Origin of the sequence: Pseudomonas mohnii (assembly GCF_900105115.1) — a bacterium.
Lineage (GTDB): Bacteria > Pseudomonadota > Gammaproteobacteria > Pseudomonadales > Pseudomonadaceae > Aquipseudomonas > Aquipseudomonas mohnii.
In genome coordinates this window covers 3,731,290-3,751,991 of record NZ_FNRV01000001.1, presented here as the reverse complement: position 1 = coordinate 3,751,991, position 20,702 = coordinate 3,731,290, and the positions used below count along the sequence as shown (strand labels likewise).

The window sequence follows — 20,702 nt, the reverse complement described above, 5'->3', positions numbered from 1 at the left end:
GGGAGCGGGCTTGCCCGCGAAGAGGCCGGCACTGCCAGCAGAAATACCCGGAAAAACTCCCGCTCCTCGCACCCACCATTAATGACCTAGCGTTCAAACACCCCCATGAGCAAGGACGCTCACGATGTTCCGCAACCTGCGCCTGTCTTTCACCTGCCTGCTCATTTTCTCCTGCCTGAGCGCCCATGCAGAGCAATGCCCCGACTGGCCTGCTGAACGGGCCTTGATCGAAGTCACCGCCCTGCAAAAGCAAATCGATCGCTGGGACGATCACTATCACCGCCAGGGTCGCTCGCTGGTCGCCGATGAGTTGTATGACCAGTCCCTGGCACGCCTCACCGAATGGCGCCACTGCTTCAAGCTCGGTTCATCCACAGAACCACTGCGCACCGCGCGGGGCACGGCTCCCCACCCCGTCGTCCACACTGGCCTGGAAAAACTGCGCGACGCCCGCGCCGTCGAGCATTGGCTGCGCGGCCGCTCCGATGTTTGGGTTCAACCCAAAGTCGACGGCGTGGCGATCTCCCTGGTGTATCGCAACGGCCTGCTGGTACAGGCCATCAGTCGCGGCGACGGCGTAAGCGGACAGGACTGGACGAACGCAGCGCGCCAGATCCCGGCCATTCCCGGACAACTGTCGCAACCACGGGATTTGCTGGTGCAAGGCGAACTCTACTGGGGCCTGACCGACCACGTACAAGCTCAAGCCGGTAGCCTCAACGCCCGCACCACGGTGGCCGGCCTGATGGCCCGCAAGGTGCTGGATGCCGGACAGGCGGCGGGTATCGGCCTGTTTGTCTGGGACTGGCCACAGGGGCCCGCGACATTGCTCGCCCGCCATGCGGCCCTGAATGCGCTGGGTTTCCCGGATACCACCGCCTACAGCCAGCCGATTGGTGGTTTTGCCGACGTCGAACGCTGGCGTGATCACTGGCATCGCTCGCCCCTGCCCTTTGCCAGTGATGGCATCGTCCTGCGTCAGGAGCAGCGCCCGCCCGCAGAACGCTGGCAGGCCAAACCGCCGTATTGGATCGCCGCCTGGAAATACCCCTTCGCCCAGGCGCTGGCTGAAGTGCGCAAGGTTCACTTCAAGATTGGCCGGACCGGGCGCATCACTCCCCTGCTGGAACTGACACCGGTGACACTCGATGACCGGCAAATCAAACGCGTCAGCGTGGGCTCCCTGCAACGCTGGCAAAGCCTGGATATTCGCCCGGGCGACCAGGTTGCGATCAGCCTGGCGGGCCTGACTATTCCAAGGCTGGATGGCGTTGTGTTGCGCAGCACCGTGCGCCCGGAATTGAGGGTGCCAGCGCCAGAAGACTTTCATCCGCTCAGTTGCTGGCAACCGACGCCGGGCTGCGAAAGTCAGTTTCTCGCGCGCCTGTCCTGGCTCAGTGGCAAGCAGGGCCTGGCCTTGCCCCAAGTCGGCCCCGGCACCTGGGAAAGACTGCTTGCAACAGGCCGTCTGAACAACCTGTTGGATTGGTTGACCCTCGATGCTCAAGAGCTTGCTAACATTGACGGTTTCGGCGAGCGCAGTGCCACTCGACTCGCGGAAAGTTTCAACAGTGCCCGGCAGCGTCCTTTTGTACGCTGGCTGAAAGCACTGGGCTTGCCGCCGACAGGCCAGGCAAACCTTGCCGATTCATGGCAGGAACTGGCTCAACGAGACACCGAGCAATGGCAGGCCGAGGCCGGGATCGGCCCCGGACGCGCGGCGCAATTGAGCGCATTTTTCCGCGACCCGCAGGTGCTGGCCTTGAGTGAAACTTTACGTGGGGTGGGGATCGACGGGTTTTAACGATCCAGAATGCCTGCCCGCGCGGGAACCCTGTGGTACCGATGAGCTCAAACAAGCCATCGCTGCGTCGACCCGATTGCCTTTTCACCTGGAGCTTTTATGAAATTTCTTTCACCGCTCGCCCTGTTGACCCTCTGCAGCGTGTTGGCCGCCCCGCTGATGGCCGCCGAAGAGGCACCGGAGCTGACCGGTTGCGCCGCCAAGAAGCAAGGCATCATCAATCAGATCGAACTGGCCAAATCCCACGGCAATGCGGACCAGCAGGCCGGCCTGGAAAAAGCCTTGAGCGAAGTCACCGAACATTGCACCGATGCCTCATTGAAAAAGGAACGGGAAAACAGGGTCCTCGACGCCAAGCATGAAGTCAGCAAGCGTCAGGCCGACCTCGACAAGGCCATGAAGAAAGGCGATGCCGACAAGATCAACAAGCGCAAGGACAAACTCGCCGAGTCCCGAAAGGAATTGCAGGACGCACTGGATGAGCTGGATAAGTAAGAACGGATAACGATCAAGAATCTCTGGTGTTGCCAAATCGGCCTTCGCGAGCCTGCTCGCGAAGACGTCAGCCCGGGTAACGCCGATCAATGATCCCGAAACGCTTTATGACACGCGCTACAGGCGTCTTCGACCTTCTGCACCGCCGGCCCCAGGTTGCCGGCCTTGTAAGGCTGAACCTGACTGGCGATCACCAGTTCACCGGTCGCCGTTTCAAGGTCGCGGGCCATGGCCTGAAAGCGTGCCTGCTGCTCCCAGACATCGCTTTTGGCGCTGGTGTGATCTTCTTCGCGCACTTGAGGAAAATGCTTCCACGGCTCATGGGACAACGCGTCGAGCTTCACCGCACCGTCAGCGAATTTCTGGCCATCGAACGGAATCCGGCCACGCAACATGCCGCCCAGGTCTTCGCCGGTCTTGAGCATCTGCTTGAAAATAGCCTTGCGCTGACCGAGCGGCGAGTTGGGATCGACACCGCCGCAAGCGGTCAACGTCAGGCAGGCCAGCAATACAACAGAAAGTCTTTTAAGAGTCATGGTGGCTTCAAGTCACTGGAAACGGCGGCCAGTATCCTCGCGTCAACAGCAAACACCAATAGCCCTATTATCAATAAGGGTTGCATGAGCGCATGGAGCACTCAGGCAACCGGCAAAGGAAATTACTCCATGAACAGCCGTTTCAAGGCGTGGCGTCACAGCCTGGCCTGGACCCTGCCGATGGTGGCCCTGCTCGCAGGCTGCACCGGTGGTGACAACAACAAACCGAAAACCCACGCCTTGGCCACTTACTCCAGTGCCACGTGGGAAGCGCTGCCGGCAGTGTCGGATAACGACCTTGTCGCCGGTTTCGGCTCGTGGCGCAGCGCTTGCAACCGACTCAAGGCTGACCCGGTCTGGGGCACGACCTGCACAGCGGCGGCCAACGTCCCGCAGACCGCCAACGAGATTCGTGGTTTTCTCAAGCAGAACCTTGATGTCTACGGCCTGCGCGCCGCCAACAATAATCCCAACGGCCTGATCACCGGCTACTACGAACCGGTGTACCCCGGCAGCCTGACCCAGACCGCAACGGCGAACATCCCGGTGTATGGCGTGCCTGAAGACATGATCATCGTCTCTCTGGACAGCCTCTATCCGGAACTCAAAGGCAAACGCCTGCGGGGCCGGCTCGAAGGTCGCGTGCTCAAACCCTATGACGATGCAGCCACCATCGAGAGCAAGGGCGTCAAGGCGCCGGTGGTGGCCTGGCTGACCGACCCGATGAACCTGCAATTCCTGCAAATCCAGGGATCGGGTCGCATCCAGCTCGACAGTGGCCGTCAGTTGCGCATCGCCTATGCCGATCAGAACGGCCACCCGTATCGGCCAATCGGTCGCTGGCTGGTCGAGCAAGGCGAGCTGAAGAAAGAAGACGTGACCATGGGTGCGATCAGTACTTGGGCCAAGGCGAATCCGACGCGCATTCCGGAACTGCTCGGCAGCAACCCCAGCTACGTGTTTTTCACCCGTAACCCCGACAGCAACGAAGGGCCTCGCGGCTCGCTGAACGTTCCGCTGACGGCGGGCTACAGCGCGGCGGTGGATCGCAAAGTGATACCGCTGGGCAGCCTGCTGTGGTTGTCCACCACCAAACCGGACGGCACGGCGCTGGTACGCCCCGTGGCGGCACAGGACACCGGCGGCGCGATTGCCGGCGAAGTGCGTGCGGATTTGTTCTGGGGCACGGGCGACGCAGCCGGGCAATTGGCCGGGGACATGAAGCAGCAGGGGCAGATCTGGATGCTGTGGCCCAAAGGGGCGGCATTGCCCCAGGTACCGCAGGTGGCCGACGCGGAAACGACTAAACCCTGAGACCAGCGCTGGCCGCTGGATAGCTTTCGCGAGCAGGCTCACTCCCACATTGGAATGCATACCCCTGTGGGAGCGAGCCTGCTCGCGAAGCGGCAGTTATCGGCCGTGGAGATTCAAACAGATACAACAAAAAACGACACAATCAGGCCCATTCCCACCAGCCAGACCAGCGACCGCAAGATCGCCCAGTCCGCCAGATAGCAAATGATGTAAAGCAGCCGACTGGTGATGAACAACACCGACAGCACATTGATCGTCACCAGTTCGGCATTGCCGACCAGGTGCGCCACGATCACGGCTGCCACAAACGCCGGGGTCACTTCGAAACTGTTCAATTGCGCGGCGTGCGCGCGACGACCAAAACCATTGAGCGACTCGAGAAAGTCCCGGGGGTCATGGTTGTCTTTCAGGTTGAACCTGCCACTGGCCTTGGCGATACCCGTGCACAGATAGGGCAGGAAAATCGCAATCAAAATGCACCATAGAGCAACCGTCATAAAGCAGTCCTTTCTTCACGTTATAGACAATCGGGCTCCCTCGGGGGCCGGTCAGAACTTCATGACCAGCATGCCAACAAACACCAGCCCACAAGCTAAGAGCCGAGGTCTGCCGAAAGGTTCTTTCAGATAGCGCATGCCGAACAGCACCACCAGAATCACACTGATCTCGCGCAACGCCGCCGCTTCGGCAATAGAGCCCAACTGCATGGCCCACAGCACCAGAGCGTAGCTGAACAATACGCAGAACCCGACCGCCAGTCCCAATCGCCACTGCTCACGCCAAAACAGCTTGAACGCCGGCCGCTTGCTCACCCAGGCCAGCAACGGAAATGGCCAGGCACTGAGCAACGTCACCCAGACCAGGTAATCCAGCGGATGCGACCAGCGCCGCAGCGCCTGGCCGTCAATGTAGGTGTAGCAACCGATGCACAAGCCAATCAGCGCCACCACCGGCAACATCGACCACGGCAAACGCGCACCGCCGCCGCCCTGCCAAAGCAGGCACAACATGCCGAGCGGGATCAACAGAATCCCGAAAATCTGCTGATCCGTCAGCGACTCGCCGGCAAAGATCAGGGTCAGCGCCAGCACCACCAGCGGCGACAAGCCTCGCATCAGGGGATAGACCAACCCCAGGTCGCCGACCCGATAGGCCTGGATCAGCAAGTAGCGATAGAGCAACTCGAACGCCGCCGATGCCAGGATCCACGGCCAGATGTCCAGCGGCGGTAACGCCACGAATGGCAGCATGATGGCGACAAAGAGCAACGCCACGCTGTCCATGCAGGCCACCACCAGCAGCCGTTCGGCGCTGAATTTGATCAGGGTATTCCACGCCGCGTGCAACAGCGCCGCTACCAACACCAGTGCTGTTGCAAGCACGGCACACTCCTTTTGTTGAACCCTAACCTGTAGGAGCGAGCCTGCTCGCGAAAAGCGTGAAGGCAACGCAGCCAGCCAGTGACTACGCGTCTTCGTTCACGTCCATCGCGACGGTGCGACGATTCGACAGGCTCGCTCCTACAGTATTCGGGGCAGATAATTGATTCGCCATATATCAGCGGCTGTTTATACTGCAAGCGACCACGCCGCACTCAGTTGCGCACAGACCAATTCCAATAAAATCTGCCCCTGCCCGCTCTCGTCGAGAACGGACGTTGGCACGCGTATGCCTGATCACAGCGTCAAGACTACCGACAGAGACCTTGCGCATGCCACTCGCTTTGCTTGCCCTCGCTGTTGCCGCGTTCGGCATCGGCACCACCGAATTCGTCATCATGGGCCTGTTGCCCGACGTCGCCCGCGATCTGGCCGTGAGCATTCCTCATGCCGGATTGCTGATCACCGGCTATGCACTGGGCGTAGTGTTCGGTGCGCCAATCCTCGCCGTCGGCACGGCGAACATGCCGCGCAAGGCCACGTTGCTGGGCATGACGCTGATGTTCATTCTGGGCAACATGCTTTGCGCGTTGGCGCCGAACTACGCCACGCTGATGGCCGCGCGAGTGATTACGGCGCTTTGTCACGGTGCATTCTTCGGCATCGGCTCAGTGGTGGCCGCCGGACTGGTGGCGCCGAACAAACGGGCCCAGGCGATTGCCATGATGTTCACCGGCCTGACCCTGGCCAACGTGCTCGGCGTGCCACTGGGCACGGCGCTCGGTCAATATGCCGGCTGGCGATCGACCTTCTGGGCGGTGTCGGTGATCGGCGTGATCGCCGCGATTGCTCAGTGGGTGTGGCTGCCAAAGAACATCGCCATGGACAAAGCCAACCTGGCCAGCGAATTCAAGGTATTGGGCAAAACCAACGTGCTGCTGGCGCTGGGCATGAGCGTGTTGGCATCGACCAGTCTGTTCAGCGTGTTCACCTACATTGCGCCGATCCTGCAGGACATCACCGGCGTCAGCCCCCACGGCGTGACCATCATGCTGCTGTTGTTCGGCGTAGGATTGACCGCCGGTAGCATGCTCGGCGGGCGCCTGGCCGACAGCCGCCTGCTGCCGTCACTGGTCGGCATGGCGCTGGCCGTGGTGGTGGTATTGGCTGCATTCAGCCAGACCAGCCACTCGGTGATCCCGGCCGCCATCACGCTGGTGCTGTGGGGGATCTTTGCCTTTGCCCTGTGCCCGATCCTGCAATTGCTGATCATCGACCAGGCCCATGAGGCACCAAACCTGGGCTCGACCCTGAATCAGAGCGCATTCAATCTCGGCAACGCAGCGGGCGCCTGGATCGGCGGCCTGGTGGTGGCCAGCGGTGCCGACCTGGCCGACCTGCCCTGGACGGGCGCGCTGGTCAGCGGCTTGACCGTACTGACAGCGCTGTATTTCATCTATCTGCAACGGCGCAATGCCGCCGTGGTCAATGTGCCCGGCTGAGCCTTGGCCTTGGTGGCCTGATCACTTTTCGAGCTTCTGCGGATCGGACTCCCGGTCTTGGTCCGCGGCTTCCTTTGGTGCATCGCCTTCGCTACGAATTTGCGCATGACTGATCAGCGCGAAGATGAAGCTGCCACCGATGATATTCCCCGCCAGCGTCGGCCCGGCGAACACCAGCCAGAAATCCTTCCACGGCAGCTCGCCGGCGAACACCAGGTAGGAAACCTCGGCCGAACCGACCACGATGTGGGTGAAATCCCCCAGTGCCATGAGGTAGGTGATGAGGATGATGATCCACATCTTGGCGCTCTCCATGGATGGAATCATCCAGACCATGGTGGCGATCATCCAGCCGGAGACGATGCCCTTCGCGAACATCTGGCCGGCATCGTTCTCCATGACCTTGCGCCCGATGTCGAGAAAGGCCAAATCGGTTTTGCTGTCGAAGATCGGCAGTTTCAGCATGACGTAGGCCACCAGCAAGGTGCCGCACAGATTGCCGACCAGCACCACCGTCCACAGCCTGAACAAGCGACCGAAGTTGGCCAGCGTGGGCTTGCTCATGATCGGCAATACGGCGGTCAGGGTGTTTTCCGTGAACAATTGCTGACGGGCGAGGATCACCGCGAGAAAACCCGCGCAGTAACCGAAACTGGCAATCACCTTGAAGCCTTCACCCTCGGGCAGCCGGGAATTGAGCAAGCCCATGCCCATCAGGGAAAGGCCCATGGTCAGGCCGGCGGCCAGCGCCGACCACCACAGCGCGGCGATGCTGCGCTCAAGCTCCTGATCGCCCTGGGTGCGGATGATTTCGTGCAGCACCGCCGCGCGCGGTGGCTGGCTTTTTTCGACTTCGTGCTGTTCTTTCGTCGAGAGGTCGGGGGTCTTGCCGTCTGTTGGCGTGATCATGACGTGGTCACCGTGGGGGCTTTTAGCTACGACCCCCGTGGCTCACGGCTGTTCAGTAGGCGGGTAAATCTTCGGTGACGGCACAACCGCTTTCGCGAGCAAGCTCGCTCCCAAAGGTGCAACGCGCGCCTTGTGGGAGCGAGCCTGCTCGCGATGAAGCCAACGCCGATGTCACTTCGTAACCAATTCATCTTCCTTGAACTGGTCTTTGACGTACTTGATCTCGGTGCGGCCGTGGGGCGCCGGCAGACCGTCTTCACCGAGGTTCACAAACACCATTTTTTCAACGGTGAGGATGCTTTTGCGGGTGATCTTGTTGCGCACTTCACAGGTCAGGGTAATCGAGGTGCGACCGAATTCGGTGGCCGTGATGCCCAGCTCAATGATGTCGCCCTGCCGCGAGGCGCTGACGAAGTTGATTTCCGAAATGTACTTGGTGACGACGCGCTGGTTACCCAACTGGACGATGGCGTAAATCGCCGCCTCTTCGTCGATCCAGCGCAACAGGCTACCGCCGAACAGGGTGCCATTGGGGTTGAGGTCTTCTGGTTTAACCCATTTGCGGGTGTGGAAATTCATATTCACTCCTGAGCGTCTTGCCGAATGATGGCCGCTATCTTGGCAGACCCCGGGCTAGAGCTCTATTAACCATCGACTATGGTCTCGATTACCGTTCGGACATTGACCAACAGAAAGACTTTGGAAGATCAGCATAGCCCGCTATAATCGCCCCCGTTTCAAAACGGTAACCTCAACCTGGTACCGTTTTCCCGCCACCTGTCCGAGGGGCGCTGCAGCAGGTTCAACCTGTCAGGCTCGGATGGGGCGTTGCTTGGCTGTCATCGGCCAGACACTAAACGCACAACGGCGCCCATTCGCATACATTACGAATGGAGGCTCTTCATGAGCGCTGTTATCACGCCTGCAGATTTTACCGATTACAAAGTGGCCGACATGTCCCTGGCAGCCTGGGGCCGTCGCGAAACCATCATCGCCGAATCCGAAATGCCAGCCCTGATGGGTCTGCGCCGCAAGTACTCCGAAGAGCAACCGCTCAAGGGCGCGAAGATCCTCGGCTGCATCCACATGACCATTCAGACTGCCGTGCTGATCGAAACCCTGGTTGCCCTGGGTGCCGAAGTACGCTGGTCGTCCTGCAACATTTTCTCGACTCAAGACCAGGCCGCTGCGTCCATCGCCGCTGCCGGCATTCCGGTTTTCGCCTGGAAAGGCGAAACCGAAGAAGAGTACGAGTGGTGCCTGGAGCAAACCATCCTCAAGGATGGCGCGCCTTGGGATGCCAACATGATCCTCGACGACGGCGGCGACCTGACCGAGCTGCTGCACAAGAAATACCCGCAGGTTCTGGATCGCGTCCACGGCGTGACCGAAGAAACCACCACCGGCGTACACCGCCTGCTGGACATGCTGGCCAAGGGCGAGCTGAAAATCCCGGCCATCAACGTCAACGACTCGGTCACCAAGAGCAAGAACGACAACAAGTACGGCTGCCGTCACAGCCTGAACGATGCGATCAAGCGCGGTACCGACCACCTGCTGTCCGGCAAGCAAGCGCTGGTCATCGGTTACGGTGACGTGGGCAAGGGCTCGGCTCAGTCCCTGCGTCAGGAAGGCATGATCGTTAAAGTGTCCGAAGTCGACCCGATCTGCGCCATGCAAGCCTGCATGGACGGTTTCGAAGTGGTTTCGCCGTTCATCGACGGGATCAACAACGGCACCGAAGCCAGCATCGACAAGGCACTGCTGGGCAAGATCGACCTGATCGTGACCACCACCGGCAACGTTAATGTTTGCGACTCGAACATGCTCAGAGCCCTGAAGAAGCGCGCTGTTGTCTGCAACATCGGCCACTTCGACAATGAAATCGACACTGCTTTCATGCGCAAGAACTGGGCATGGGAAGAAGTGAAGCCACAGGTTCACAAGATCCACCGTACCGGTGCCGGCAGCTTCGATCCGCAGAACGATGACTACCTGATCCTGCTGGCCGAAGGCCGCCTGGTTAACCTGGGCAACGCCACCGGCCACCCAAGCCGCATCATGGACGGTTCGTTCGCCAACCAGGTTCTGGCTCAGATCTTCCTGTTCGGTCAAAAGTACGCCGACCTGTCGCCAGCCCAGAAAGCCGAGCGCCTGACCGTTGAAGTACTGCCGAAGAAACTCGACGAAGAAGTGGCCCTGGAAATGGTCCGTGGCTTCGGCGGCGTGGTGACTCAACTGACCAAGACCCAGGCCGACTACATCGGCGTGACCGTCGAAGGTCCGTTCAAGCCACACGCTTATCGCTACTGACAGCAGCTGCAAGTGGCAAGCTTCAAGCGGCAAGTAAAAGCGGTTCGTTTACTTGAGGTTTGAGGCTTGTTGCTCGCTTCTTCATCGCTATTACGCAGCCGTTAGTTGCGGGTTTCAACGACGAGAGTCGGCGCTACGCCCTCTTGTAGCTTGCAACTTGCAGCTTGCAGCTGGAGGCCCCTCCATGTCCCAAGACCGTCGCTACAGCTTCGAGTTCTTCCCTACGAAGACCGACGCTGGGCATGAAAAGCTGCTCGCCACTGCCCGCCAGTTGGCAACCTATAACCCCGATTTCTTCTCCTGCACCTACGGCGCTGGCGGTTCGACCCGTGATCGCACCCTCAACACCGTGTTGCAGCTCGAAAGCGAAGTCAAAGTACCTGCCGCGCCGCACCTGTCTTGCGTGGGCGACAGCAAGGATGACTTGCGCGGCCTGTTGAGCCAGTACAAGGCTGCCGGCATCAAGCGTATCGTTGCCCTGCGTGGTGACCTGCCTTCGGGCATGGGCATGGCCAGCGGCGAATTGCGCCATGCCAATGACCTGGTTGAATTCATTCGTGAAGAGACCGGTGATCATTTCCACATTGAAGTGGCCGCTTACCCGGAGATGCACCCGCAAGCGCGCAATTTCGAAGACGATATCGCCAACTTCGTCCGCAAGGCCAAAGCCGGCGCCGACAGCGCAATCACCCAGTACTTCTTCAATGCCGACAGCTACTTCTATTTTGTCGAGCGTGTACGGGCACTGGGCGTGAACATCCCGATCGTGCCGGGGATCATGCCGATCACCAACTACAGCAAACTCGCACGCTTCTCCGACGCCTGCGGTGCGGAAATTCCGCGCTGGATCCGCAAGCAACTGGAAGCCTACGGCGATGACACCCAGAGCATTCAACGCTTTGGTGAACAAGTCATCACCGAGATGTGCGAACGCCTGCTGCAAGGTGGTGCGCCAGGGCTGCACTTCTACACACTGAATCAGGCCGAAGCGAGCCTGGCGGTGTGGAACAATCTGAAGTTGCCGCGCTAAAAGCGATCAAAGCAAGACCAAAAGATCGCCGCCCGCAAAGGCGCCTGCATGGAAACCGACGTTTCTGCAGGCACCTTCGCAGGCGGCGATTTTTTGCTTTTCACAGCACATTTGTTGATGCGCAACACATGGAGATAGAGCTTCTGGATCCAGTTTCTGGCTCTTTCCCGTTTCTCGTCGTAATCTCAAACCTATGCCTTTGATCACACAGTTATTCGCCGTGCTTGTTTTCACTTGCCTGAGCTTTGCCGCCCGGGGCGAGAAATTGCGCATTGTCACGGAACCCTGGGCTCCTTACGTATATGAGGAGAATGGTAAATCCCTGGGGCTGGACTACGAAACCACGGCAATCGTCTTCAAGCGCCTGGGTATCGAAGTCGAGTGGCAATTCCTGCCGTGGAAACGCTGCCTGTCGATGCTTGAAACCGGCCAGGCCGATGGCGCGCTGGACATTTTCCACAGCGATGAACGCGACGCGACCCTGCTCTACCCCAGCGAACCGCTCTCCGAAGTGCAGTTCGTGATGTTCTACGCCAACGAACGACCGCACCCCTTTCGCACGCTCGACGAACTGCGCGGCCTGACCATCGGCACCTCACCGGGCTACCTGTACAGCCAGGACTTCAGGGAATCGACACTGTTCACCCGTGAACCGGCGCCGAGTCATGAAGCCAACTTCGGCAAACTGGTGCGCGGGCGCATCGACCTGCTGATCACCGATCGCCGGGTCGGCCAGCACCTGCTAGACGAACTGCACATCCGCGACCAAATCACCGAAAACCCGACCGTCATCAGCCAGCAGAGCCAATTCCTGGCGGTGCGACGCAATGCCGGCATGGACTTGCTGGTGCAACGCTTCGGCGCTGAACTCAAGCGCTTCAAGCGTGAGCCGGCCTACGCAGAGCTAAGCGCCCGATACGGTGCCGACCCGGCCACCGTGGTGAACCCGCCGGGCCCCACCGCCACTACGGCAAAAACCGTTGAGCAGCAGGAAAGCGGCGCGCAGTGATTGCTCTGTTATACTCCGGCCTTCCCGCCAGGCTCACGCCCGGACGCTCGGAATCGTTCAAGGCATCTCGACCCCGCTACAGCGCAGCTTTCCGGCCCGCGCGAGCGCTCCAGACGAGCTTTCGAAACCCAGTAGGACCGGACGGGATTGCGTTCCTCTTAAACGCTATTCGCGCCAGGCAAGACTCCCATTGGGCCAAGCCCTAACTAAAACAGGATTACTCATGTCCTTTGCTTCCCTCGGTCTCTCCGAGGCTTTAGTCCGCGCCATCGAGGCAGCGGGCTATACCGAGCCTACTCCGGTGCAACAGCGGGCCATTCCCGCCGTGTTGCAAGGTCGCGACCTGATGGTCGCGGCACAGACAGGTACTGGTAAAACCGGCGGTTTCGCCCTTCCGATCCTGGAGCGGTTGTTCCCCAACGGTCATCCGGACAAATCCCAGCGTCATGGCCCGCGTCAACCGCGCGTACTGGTCCTGACCCCTACTCGCGAGCTCGCCGCGCAAGTGCACGAAAGTTTCAAGGTCTACGCACGTGACCTGAAATTCGTCAGCGCCTGCATCTTCGGCGGCGTCGGCATGAACCCGCAGGTTCAGGCCATGTCCCGCGGTGTAGACGTGCTGGTGGCCTGCCCTGGCCGCCTGCTCGACCTCGCCGGCCAAGGCAGCGTCGATCTGTCCCACGTGGAAATCCTCGTGCTGGACGAAGCCGACCGCATGCTCGACATGGGCTTCGTCCATGACGTGAAAAAGGTCCTGGCCCGCCTGCCGGCCAAGCGGCAGAACCTGCTGTTCTCGGCAACCTTCTCCAAGGACATCACCGACCTCGCCGGCAAGTTGCTGCATAACCCGGAACGCATCGAAGTCACGCCGCCGAACACCACGGTCGAGCGTATCGAACAGCGAGTCTTCCGCCTGCCGGCCAACCACAAACGCTCGCTGCTGGCGCATTTGATCACCGCAGGCGCCTGGGAACAGGTGCTGGTGTTCACCCGCACCAAGCACGGCGCCAACCGCTTGGCCGAGTACCTGGACAAACACGGCCTGAGCGCCGTCGCGATCCACGGCAACAAGAGCCAGAACGCCCGCACCAAAGCCCTGGCCGACTTCAAGGCCGGTGACGTACGCATCCTGGTCGCCACCGACATCGCCGCCCGCGGCCTGGACATCGACCAATTGCCACACGTGGTCAACTTCGAACTGCCGAACGTCGACGAAGACTACGTGCACCGTATCGGCCGGACTGGCCGTGCCGGTCGTTCGGGTGAAGCGATCTCGCTGGTGGCACCGGACGAAGAGAAGCTGCTCAAAAGCATCGAACGCATGACCAAGCAGAAAATCGCCGACGGCGATCTGATGGGCTTCGATTCGAGCGCCGTGGAAGCCGAGAAGCCTGAAGTTCGCGAGCGTCCGGATGTGCGTAACCCGCGCAATCCACGTGGCCCGCGCGGCGATGGCCCGAACGGCGGCGGTGGCGGCCGCAAGGACAAGGGCAAGGACAAAGGCAAGGAAAAACCAGCGGCCTCCGGTCGCGGCGAGCGCCCGGCCCGTGAGCAAAAGCCACGCGAAGGCACGCCGGCCCGCGAACAGCGCCAGCCAAGCCAGCCGCCACGTGCCGCTGCTGATCGGGCCCCGGACGAGTTCCTGGACGACGATGTCGATAACTTCGGTAACCGCGTCGACTACGTGCCACAGCAGAAGCCGGCCCAGGGCCGTGGCCGCCGTCCGGGTGCTCCGGCACAAGGCACGACAGCCGGTTCGGGCGCACCACGTGGCGGCAAGCCACAAGGTCGCCAGAACGGTCCGCGCAGCAGCGATGGCGCCAGCACCGGCACGCCACCGGCCAAACGCAGCGGCCCACGCAATGGTGCACCTCGTGACGGCCAGGCCCGTCGCGAAGACTCGCGCAACCGCCGTCCGGCCCGCGACGACCAGCCTCGTTCGGAACCGGCCGTGCAGAACCCGCGTGGCCCGGCGCCGAAGATCATGCACAAGGAGTCGAAGGCTGATCGCTTCCCGACACCTGAGCAACTGGATCAACTGCCAAGCCGTCCTCGCGGAGAAAAACCGGCATTGCTGACCCGCAATCGCTGATTTATCGCCGAAATAAAAATGCCCCGACTCGAAAGAGCCGGGGCATTTTTTATGGGCCAAAAACAATCCCTGTGGGAGCGGGCTTGCCCGCGATGGTCGTGAACGATAACGCGTCAAACCAGATGCCCAGCGGCGCCTATGGTTTTTTCGCGAGCAAGCTCGCTCCCACAGGGATGTGTGCTCGGCAATAAAAAACGCCCGTGCTCGGGAAAGCAGCGGGCGTTTTTTTTGTGTCAGGGGCGAAAAATTATTTCGCTTTCACACCTTCAAAGGTGACGTACAGCTCAACGGCGTCGGACTGTGGACCCAGGTCCATCATCTTGCCGAAATCAGTACGTTTGATGCTGGTAGTGCCTTCGAAGCCGGCACGGTAGCCGCCCCATGGATCCTTGCCTTCACCCAGGAAAGTGGCCTTGACCACGACTGGCTTGGTCACGCCAGCAATCGTCAGGTCGCCGGTCACGTCAGCAGTGGCTTTACCGTCGGCATTTTTGCCGGTGGTTTTAACGCTGGTGGACTTGAACGTAGCCTTGGGGAAATCAGCCACTTTCAGGAAGTCTTTGCTGGAGATGTGCTTGTCGCGCTCAGCGTTGTTGGTGAAGACGCTGGCGGTGTTCACGTTGAACTCGATCTTGCTGTCTTCAGGCTTGGCAGCGTCAAAGCTGAACGTACCGTCGATGTCCTTGAAAGTACCGGTGATGTAGCTGTAACCCAGGTGGCTGATTTTGAAGTCAACGAAGGCGTGCTGGCCTTGTTTATCGACAACGTAGTCAGCTGCCATGACGTTGGCGGACAGCAGGGCGGAACCGATTGCCAGAGCGGCGAAAGTCTTTTTCAACATGCTTGGTTTTCCTTGGGAGTCGAGGTTGAACTTCAGGCTTTGCGACCCAGCATTCGCTTGAGGGTCACATCACGATCGATAAAGTGGTGTTTCAAAGCTGCCAACGCATGGAGGCCGGAAAAAATGACCAGCGCCCATGCCAGGTAGAGGTGAATCGCACCGGCGTTATCTGCCTGGTCCGGTAGTCCGGAAACCAGTGCAGGCACTTCAAACCAGTCAAACACCGGAATCCCGACACCTTCTGCGGTGGAAATCAGGTAACCGGCAATCATCACGGCAAACAAACAGAGATACAGAAAGGCATGGCCCAACTTGGCGCCCAGACGCGTCATGGGGCTGTAGCTGCTCAACGTCGGCGGTGGCGGGCTGATGAAACGCCACAACACGCGCAACACCATGAACGCCAGGAGTATCAGCCCGATGCTCTTGTGGATGTCCGGCCCGGCTTTACGCCAGGGGTCGTAGTAACCCAGATCGACCATCCACAGACCCAGGGCGAACAAACCGAACACCGCCAGCGCTACCCCCCAGTGCAGGAAGATGCTGACCCAGCCATAGCGAGAAGTGGAGTTACGTAGCTGCATTGCCTAGATCCCTGTAAGTGCTGGCCCAAGACTATCGAGTTATCTATCGAATTAAAGCGGAAAATTTTGCTTTGAAATATCGAGAAATACGATCAAGAGTGTGAAATCGCTGAGTTAAGAAAAGATTAAAGGCCAAATTGTCAGAAAAAGTGAATACAAATCTGAGAACACCTGTACTGAACGATTTATTCGATCTCTGCTCACGGTTTCTCCTCAAGCAAAGAACGGGGCGCTGGGCTCGCTCTGGCTGTCTCCCTTAATTGTGGTAGACCTTACGTATCTCTAGGCATACAGGATCGTAAGGGTTCATCTGACATTTGAAGTCCGATTCGTAACCATGTCCTTTGGGAAAAAAATGGCCGTTTGCACAGCCAGAAAGGGCCATCAATAAAACGGTCAGTGCGAGTGCTTTCATAGGACCTCCAGGTTTTGAAGATCCTGGGGTTCAAGAGCAGCCGCCATCTATCATTTCTCTCTGATTCGATTGTGGGACGCATCTGATACATCGTTGAGGCGTGTAGGACCGCGCAGTTGAAACCGGAATTTATGGCAAAAAAAAAGCGCGACCCATGGGCCGCGCTTTTTTTACACCTGAAGGTTACTGAGCCTTCGCCTCCGTTGCCGGAGCCGGGGTGGCTGCCGGTTTGGCCGCCGGCTTCTTAGCCGGTTCGGCATTCTTGGCAGGCGCCTTGGCCGGGGCTTTTTTCGCCTCGGTCTTGGCCGCCGGCTTCTTCGCCGGAGCCTTCTTGGCCGGCTCGGCTTTCACCGGTGTTGCAGGCTTCGCTGCTTCGACCGGGGCTGGCGCAGCGGCCGGCGCTGGTGCAGGAGCAGGAGCCGGCGCTGGTGGCGCGACAGGCTCAGGGGCCTTGACCGGTGCCGGTTTCTTCTCGTCATCCGAGCCACCAAACAGATTGGTGAAGAAGTTGCCCTTCTTCGCCGCCACCGCGCCAGCACCTGCTGCCGCAGCCGCCACCGGAAGCACTTTCTCCGGCTCAAACGATTTGCCCGCCGCCAGGTCTTCTACCTGACTGGCCGCACGCTGACCGGTGCGCAATGCGCCCTCCAGGGTGCCAGGGTACAAGGTGTCGGTGTGTTCGCCGGCAAAGGCTACGCGCTGGACCGGACGTTCCCACAGGCGCCAGAACTTGCTGATCTGGCCGGGACCGAACGCCAGGTAAGCGCCGCCCATCGATGGGTCGGTGCTGTAGCGACGGATTTCATAACCGGTAAACGCACCACGGGCCTGTGGGTAAAACGCATGCAGGCGAATCAGCACCTGATCGACCATTTGCTTGTCGCCGAACGCCTGCATCACCCGGGCGTTGTCGCCGGACAGATTGATCACCACGTTGGCACCGCCCTTCAACGCCGGCTCGACCCACAACATGCCCAGACCGGTGTTGCTGTAGATCTCGCCGGACATGCGCGCCTTGCTTTCCCACACAGGCGTCTTGAACTTGAGCATGATCTGGTCGCGCCAACCGTAGTTAGTGCCTTTGATTGCTGCCTGATGCTGGGCGTCCAGCGCCGGGGTCATCTGAATCTTGTTCAGGGCGCGCAACGGCACGGCCAGCACGACGTAGTCAGCTTGATAGCCGACACTGCCGACCTTGACGGTGACGCTGTCCTTGTCCTGGGTGATGGCCGAGACCGGGGAGTTGGTCTTGATGATTTTCAGCTGCTTGACCAAGGCTTGGGCCAGCACCGGGCTGCCCCCGACCAGACTCGAAGCGCGCAGGTCACGGTCCGACACGCCACGATAAACACGGCTCTGCTGCGCGTAGTACAGCAGCGACAGGCGCGAAGGTTCGTCGTAGCGAGTACGAATTTGCTGGTTGATCAACTGGCGCGCGGTGGCCGGCAGGTTTTGCTTGTCGAGCCAGCTGGACACGTTGATCTGATCCAGGGCGTGCAACGTGTTGGTGGCGGCCGGGTTCTGCGGGTCGTCGATCGAACGCGCCAGGTCGTCCACGGTCTTTTCGTAGCGCTTGAGTGCGTCGGCGGTGGCCGGCTCCTTGGTCGCCAGGTCGGCAGCGCTGTAATACACGCCGTCGATCAGATAGCCCGGGGTACGCACGAACTCAGGCGCAGGCGTGGTGCTCAGCTTGAAGGTCGAGACGTACTTGTTCAAAACCGGCTGGGTCTTGTCGTTGCCGATCCACTCGCTGGTGGCCATGCCGGAGCGACCGCCCAGGCTCGGTTTGGCTTCCAGCAGCGTGACCTGCCAGCCCTTGTTCTGCAGCTCGTAAGCCGCCGTGAGGCCCGAAACCCCACCGCCGATCACGATCGCGGTTTTATCCTTGGCCAGCGCAGACACGCTGAACAGCCCCAACATCACCAGCGCACAGGCGCGCAGCCAACCGACAGACATTCAGCGAACTCCGGAAATACACGAAAAAATAGCGGTTTTTGCGAGCCAGTCGGCTCAAGAACCGCGAAGGATACGTCAGCCGCCAGACGCCTGCCAGCAGCGTCTGATTGCCCTATACAAAGTAGCTCAATCGACACAATGGGTTGTCCCCACGCGATGCATTGCATAGGCTTGCGCGATTGTAGGTCCGCGCTTGTCACGGACCGCCTCCAGGAGAGTGAAAATGGGCCTGAATAAACAGTGGATGGAACGCGATCTCGCGGTGTTGTGGCATCCCTGCACCCAGATGAAAGATCACGAACAACTGCCACTGATCCCGATCAAGCGCGGCGAAGGCGTCTGGCTGGAAGACTTCGAAGGCAAGCGCTACCTCGATGCCGTCAGCTCCTGGTGGGTCAATGTGTTCGGCCATGCCAACCCGCGCATCAACCAGCGCATCAAGGATCAGGTCGATCAACTCGAACACGTGATCCTCGCCGGTTTCAGCCATCAGCCCGTGATCGAGCTGTCCGAGCGCCTGGTGAAGATGACGCCGGAAGGCCTGACGCGGTGCTTCTACGCCGATAACGGGTCGTCCTGCATCGAAGTGGCGCTGAAGATGAGCTTTCATTACTGGCTCAACCGCGGTCAGCCGAACAAGAAGCGCTTCGTGACCCTGACCAACAGCTACCACGGCGAAACCATGGCGGCGATGTCGGTGGGCGACGTGCCGCTGTTCACCGAAACCTACAAAGCCCTGCTGCTCGACACCATCAAGGTGCCAAGCCCGGATTGCTACCTGCGCCCCGAAGGCATGAGCTGGGAAGAACACTCGCGCACGATGTTCGCCGCCATGGAACAGACCCTGGCCGAGAACCACGACACGGTCGCGGCAGTGATTGTCGAGCCGCTGATCCAGGGTGCCGGCGGCATGCGCATGTACCACCCGGTGTACCTCAAGCTGCTGCGCGAAGCCTGCGACCGTTATGGCGTGCACTTGATCCACGACGAAATCGCCGTCGGCTTCGGCCGCACCGGCACCATGTTCGCCTGCGAACAGGCCGGCATCCGTCCGGATTTCCTCTGCCTGTCCAAGGCCCTGACCGGTGGTTATCTGCCGCTGGCCGCCTGCCTGACCACCGAAGACGTCTATAGCGCCTTCTACGACGACTACCCTACCCTGCGCGCCTTCCTGCACTCGCACAGCTACACCGGCAACCCGCTGGCCTGTGCGGCGGCGCTGGCAACGCTGGATATCTTCGAAGAAGACAACGTCATCGAGAACAACAAGGCCCTGGCGCGGCGCATGGCCTCCTCCACGGCGCACCTGGTGGATCACCCGAACGTCAGCGAAGTGCGCCAGACCGGCATGGTCCTGGCCATCGAAATGGTCAAGGACAAGGCCAGCAAAGAGGCCTATCCGTGGCAGGAGCGCCGTGGCCTGAAGGTGTTCCAGCATGCGCTGGAGCGAGGTGCTTTACTTCGACCGCTGGGCAGCGTGGTGTATTTCCTGCCGCCGTATGTGATCACGCCGGAGCAGATCGACTTTCTGGCCGAAGTGGCCAGCGAAGGCATCGACATCGCGACTCGCGACAGCGTCAGTGTTTCGGTACCGAAGGACTTCCATCCGGGGTTCCGTGATCCGGGCTGACCGTCACTGCACGACCCTGTGGCGTGGGAACTTGCTCCCGCTGGGCTGCGAAGCGGCCCCCTCGCCACAAAAGCGACTCCGATCGAATTTAGTAGAGAACTCAAATGAGACTGTCCCGTTTCTTTATCGACGCCCCCCTGAGTACCGGCGAACACGAATTGCCCGAAGCCCAGGCCCATTACATCAGCCGCGTGTTGCGCATGGCCGAGGGCGATCTGCTGCAACTGTTCGATGGCTCGGGCCAGGAGTTCCGTGCCACTCTGGTTGAGGTCGGCAAGAAGCGTGTCGTGGTGCAGATCGACGAGCAGTTCGCCGGCCAGGTCGAATCGCCACTGCAGATCCATCTCGGTCAGGGCCTGTCCCGTGGCGAGCGCATGGACTGGGCGATCCAGAAAGCCACTGAATTGGGTGTCAGCGAAATCACCCCGATCTTCAGCGAGCGCTGCGAAGTCCGGCTCAAGGACGAGCGCGCCGACAAACGCCTGCTGCACTGGCGCCAGGTCGCGGTCAGCGCCTGCGAGCAATGCGGGCGCTCACGGGTGCCGGTGATTCATCCGCCGGTGCTGCTGGCCGATTGGTTGAAGCAGACTCAGGCTGAATTGAAGCTGGTGCTGCACCCGGTGGCCGAACCACTGGTCAGTCATGCCAAGCCTGCGACGCTGGCCTTTCTGATCGGCCCAGAAGGCGGGTTATCGGATGCGGAAGTGGATCAGGCCAAGGGCGCAGGTTTTCATGCGGCCCGGCTGGGGCCACGAGTGTTACGCACAGAGACCGCGCCGGTGGTTGCCTTGGCGGTGGCCCAGCAGCTTTGGGGCGATTTCTAGGTCCCTGTCGCGAGCAGGCTCCCACATTTCAAATGCGTTCCACTGTGGGAGCGAGCCTGCTCGCGATGG

Annotated in this window: 18 protein-coding genes and 1 riboswitch; of the genes, 10 read left to right on the top strand and 8 right to left on the bottom strand. The window is 60.3% G+C overall.

Annotated elements, in window-relative coordinates:
* Positions 1–124: 124 nt before the first annotated feature.
* Complete coding sequence (gene ligB / locus BLV61_RS17385; protein WP_090466634.1) at positions 125–1,804, top strand: NAD-dependent DNA ligase LigB; 1,680 nt, start codon at positions 125–127, stop codon at positions 1,802–1,804.
* 99 nt (positions 1,805–1,903) lie between these two features.
* Positions 1,904–2,299 carry a DUF1090 domain-containing protein gene (locus BLV61_RS17380; protein ID WP_090466632.1) on the top strand — a complete coding sequence of 132 codons (396 nt, stop codon included), beginning with the start codon at positions 1,904–1,906 and terminating at the stop codon, positions 2,297–2,299.
* An 86-nt stretch (positions 2,300–2,385) separates the two neighbouring features.
* Here the strand turns inward: BLV61_RS17380 and BLV61_RS17375 are convergent, their stop codons facing one another.
* The gene (locus BLV61_RS17375; protein ID WP_047534422.1) at positions 2,386–2,835 is read right to left on the bottom strand and encodes a c-type cytochrome; all 450 of its coding nucleotides are present in this window, start codon (positions 2,833–2,835) and stop codon (positions 2,386–2,388) included.
* A gap of 129 nt (positions 2,836–2,964) precedes the next feature.
* On the opposite strand from BLV61_RS17375, the gene mltA reads away from it, so the two are divergent.
* Entirely contained in the window at positions 2,965–4,149 is a 1,185-nt protein-coding gene (mltA, locus tag BLV61_RS17370) for a murein transglycosylase A (RefSeq protein ID WP_090466630.1), read from the top strand.
* Positions 4,150–4,262: 113 nt separating this feature from the next.
* On the opposite strand, the gene BLV61_RS17365 is transcribed toward mltA, so the two are convergent.
* Positions 4,263–4,646, bottom strand: a complete 384-nt coding sequence (locus tag BLV61_RS17365; RefSeq protein ID WP_047534427.1) for an MAPEG family protein — start codon at positions 4,644–4,646, stop codon at positions 4,263–4,265.
* Positions 4,647–4,697: 51 nt separating this feature from the next.
* Entirely contained in the window at positions 4,698–5,531 is an 834-nt protein-coding gene (locus BLV61_RS17360) for an EamA family transporter (RefSeq protein ID WP_090466628.1), read from the bottom strand.
* A 329-nt stretch (positions 5,532–5,860) separates the two neighbouring features.
* Here BLV61_RS17360 and BLV61_RS17355 point away from each other — a divergent pair, with 329 nt between their 5' ends.
* Positions 5,861–7,030, top strand: a complete 1,170-nt coding sequence (locus tag BLV61_RS17355) for an MFS transporter (RefSeq protein ID WP_090466626.1) — start codon at positions 5,861–5,863, stop codon at positions 7,028–7,030.
* Positions 7,031–7,051: 21 nt separating this feature from the next.
* Here BLV61_RS17355 and BLV61_RS17350 read toward each other — a convergent pair whose 3' ends face one another.
* On the bottom strand, positions 7,052–7,939 hold the full coding sequence (locus BLV61_RS17350; RefSeq protein WP_090466621.1) for a formate/nitrite transporter family protein: 888 nt from the start codon (positions 7,937–7,939) through the stop codon (positions 7,052–7,054).
* Between the two features lie 171 nt (positions 7,940–8,110).
* Positions 8,111–8,518: an acyl-CoA thioesterase gene (locus tag BLV61_RS17345; protein ID WP_003229043.1), complete on the bottom strand. Its 408-nt coding sequence runs from the start codon at positions 8,516–8,518 to the stop codon at positions 8,111–8,113.
* A 198-nt stretch (positions 8,519–8,716) separates the two neighbouring features.
* A riboswitch (S-adenosyl-L-homocysteine riboswitch) is annotated at positions 8,717–8,819 on the top strand.
* Between the two features lie 23 nt (positions 8,820–8,842).
* Between BLV61_RS17345 and ahcY the strand changes: the two genes are divergently transcribed.
* The 4 genes from ahcY (at position 8,843) to rhlE2 (ending at position 14,383) form a co-directional block, all read left to right on the top strand.
* A complete protein-coding gene (gene ahcY, locus BLV61_RS17340; RefSeq protein WP_090466619.1) occupies positions 8,843–10,252 on the top strand; it encodes an adenosylhomocysteinase in 1,410 nt (469 codons plus the stop codon).
* 184 nt (positions 10,253–10,436) lie between these two features.
* Entirely contained in the window at positions 10,437–11,282 is an 846-nt protein-coding gene (gene metF / locus BLV61_RS17335) for a methylenetetrahydrofolate reductase [NAD(P)H] (protein ID WP_047534440.1), read from the top strand.
* A gap of 193 nt (positions 11,283–11,475) precedes the next feature.
* The gene (locus BLV61_RS17330) at positions 11,476–12,291 is read left to right on the top strand and encodes a substrate-binding periplasmic protein (protein WP_047534442.1); all 816 of its coding nucleotides are present in this window, start codon (positions 11,476–11,478) and stop codon (positions 12,289–12,291) included.
* A gap of 223 nt (positions 12,292–12,514) precedes the next feature.
* Positions 12,515–14,383: an RNA helicase RhlE2 gene (rhlE2, locus tag BLV61_RS17325; RefSeq protein WP_047534444.1), complete on the top strand. Its 1,869-nt coding sequence runs from the start codon at positions 12,515–12,517 to the stop codon at positions 14,381–14,383.
* A gap of 247 nt (positions 14,384–14,630) precedes the next feature.
* Here rhlE2 and BLV61_RS17320 read toward each other — a convergent pair whose 3' ends face one another.
* The 3 genes from BLV61_RS17320 to BLV61_RS17310 form a co-directional block, all read right to left on the bottom strand.
* The gene (locus BLV61_RS17320; RefSeq protein WP_047534446.1) at positions 14,631–15,224 is read right to left on the bottom strand and encodes a YceI family protein; all 594 of its coding nucleotides are present in this window, start codon (positions 15,222–15,224) and stop codon (positions 14,631–14,633) included.
* Positions 15,225–15,256: 32 nt separating this feature from the next.
* Positions 15,257–15,808, bottom strand: coding sequence for a cytochrome b (locus BLV61_RS17315; protein WP_047534448.1), 552 nt, complete (start codon positions 15,806–15,808; stop codon positions 15,257–15,259).
* A gap of 598 nt (positions 15,809–16,406) precedes the next feature.
* A complete protein-coding gene (locus BLV61_RS17310; protein ID WP_090466617.1) occupies positions 16,407–18,179 on the bottom strand; it encodes a flavin monoamine oxidase family protein in 1,773 nt (590 codons plus the stop codon).
* A 223-nt stretch (positions 18,180–18,402) separates the two neighbouring features.
* On the opposite strand from BLV61_RS17310, the gene BLV61_RS17305 reads away from it, so the two are divergent.
* Positions 18,403–19,809 carry an adenosylmethionine--8-amino-7-oxononanoate transaminase gene (locus BLV61_RS17305; protein ID WP_090466615.1) on the top strand — a complete coding sequence of 469 codons (1,407 nt, stop codon included), beginning with the start codon at positions 18,403–18,405 and terminating at the stop codon, positions 19,807–19,809.
* A gap of 104 nt (positions 19,810–19,913) precedes the next feature.
* Entirely contained in the window at positions 19,914–20,633 is a 720-nt protein-coding gene (locus BLV61_RS17300; protein ID WP_090466613.1) for a 16S rRNA (uracil(1498)-N(3))-methyltransferase, read from the top strand.
* Positions 20,634–20,702 lie beyond the last annotated feature (69 nt).

What these genes read in the sequence shown, in the direction of transcription:
- ligB (WP_090466634.1), top strand. Translation starts at nt 125, where the DNA reads ATGTTCCGCAACCTGCGCCTGTCTTTCACCTGCCTGCTCATTTTCTCC.
- BLV61_RS17380 (WP_090466632.1), top strand. Translation starts at nt 1,904, where the DNA reads ATGAAATTTCTTTCACCGCTCGCCCTGTTGACCCTCTGCAGCGTGTTG.
- BLV61_RS17375 (WP_047534422.1), bottom strand. Translation starts at nt 2,835, where the DNA reads ATGACTCTTAAAAGACTTTCTGTTGTATTGCTGGCCTGCCTGACGTTG.
- mltA (WP_090466630.1), top strand. Translation starts at nt 2,965, where the DNA reads ATGAACAGCCGTTTCAAGGCGTGGCGTCACAGCCTGGCCTGGACCCTG.
- BLV61_RS17365 (WP_047534427.1), bottom strand. Translation starts at nt 4,646, where the DNA reads ATGACGGTTGCTCTATGGTGCATTTTGATTGCGATTTTCCTGCCCTAT.
- BLV61_RS17355 (WP_090466626.1), top strand. Translation starts at nt 5,861, where the DNA reads ATGCCACTCGCTTTGCTTGCCCTCGCTGTTGCCGCGTTCGGCATCGGC.
- BLV61_RS17350 (WP_090466621.1), bottom strand. Translation starts at nt 7,939, where the DNA reads ATGATCACGCCAACAGACGGCAAGACCCCCGACCTCTCGACGAAAGAA.
- BLV61_RS17345 (WP_003229043.1), bottom strand. Translation starts at nt 8,518, where the DNA reads ATGAATTTCCACACCCGCAAATGGGTTAAACCAGAAGACCTCAACCCC.
- ahcY (WP_090466619.1), top strand. Translation starts at nt 8,843, where the DNA reads ATGAGCGCTGTTATCACGCCTGCAGATTTTACCGATTACAAAGTGGCC.
- metF (WP_047534440.1), top strand. Translation starts at nt 10,437, where the DNA reads ATGTCCCAAGACCGTCGCTACAGCTTCGAGTTCTTCCCTACGAAGACC.
- BLV61_RS17330 (WP_047534442.1), top strand. Translation starts at nt 11,476, where the DNA reads ATGCCTTTGATCACACAGTTATTCGCCGTGCTTGTTTTCACTTGCCTG.
- rhlE2 (WP_047534444.1), top strand. Translation starts at nt 12,515, where the DNA reads ATGTCCTTTGCTTCCCTCGGTCTCTCCGAGGCTTTAGTCCGCGCCATC.
- BLV61_RS17320 (WP_047534446.1), bottom strand. Translation starts at nt 15,224, where the DNA reads ATGTTGAAAAAGACTTTCGCCGCTCTGGCAATCGGTTCCGCCCTGCTG.
- BLV61_RS17315 (WP_047534448.1), bottom strand. Translation starts at nt 15,808, where the DNA reads ATGCAGCTACGTAACTCCACTTCTCGCTATGGCTGGGTCAGCATCTTC.
- BLV61_RS17310 (WP_090466617.1), bottom strand. Translation starts at nt 18,179, where the DNA reads ATGTCTGTCGGTTGGCTGCGCGCCTGTGCGCTGGTGATGTTGGGGCTG.
- BLV61_RS17305 (WP_090466615.1), top strand. Translation starts at nt 18,403, where the DNA reads ATGGGCCTGAATAAACAGTGGATGGAACGCGATCTCGCGGTGTTGTGG.
- BLV61_RS17300 (WP_090466613.1), top strand. Translation starts at nt 19,914, where the DNA reads ATGAGACTGTCCCGTTTCTTTATCGACGCCCCCCTGAGTACCGGCGAA.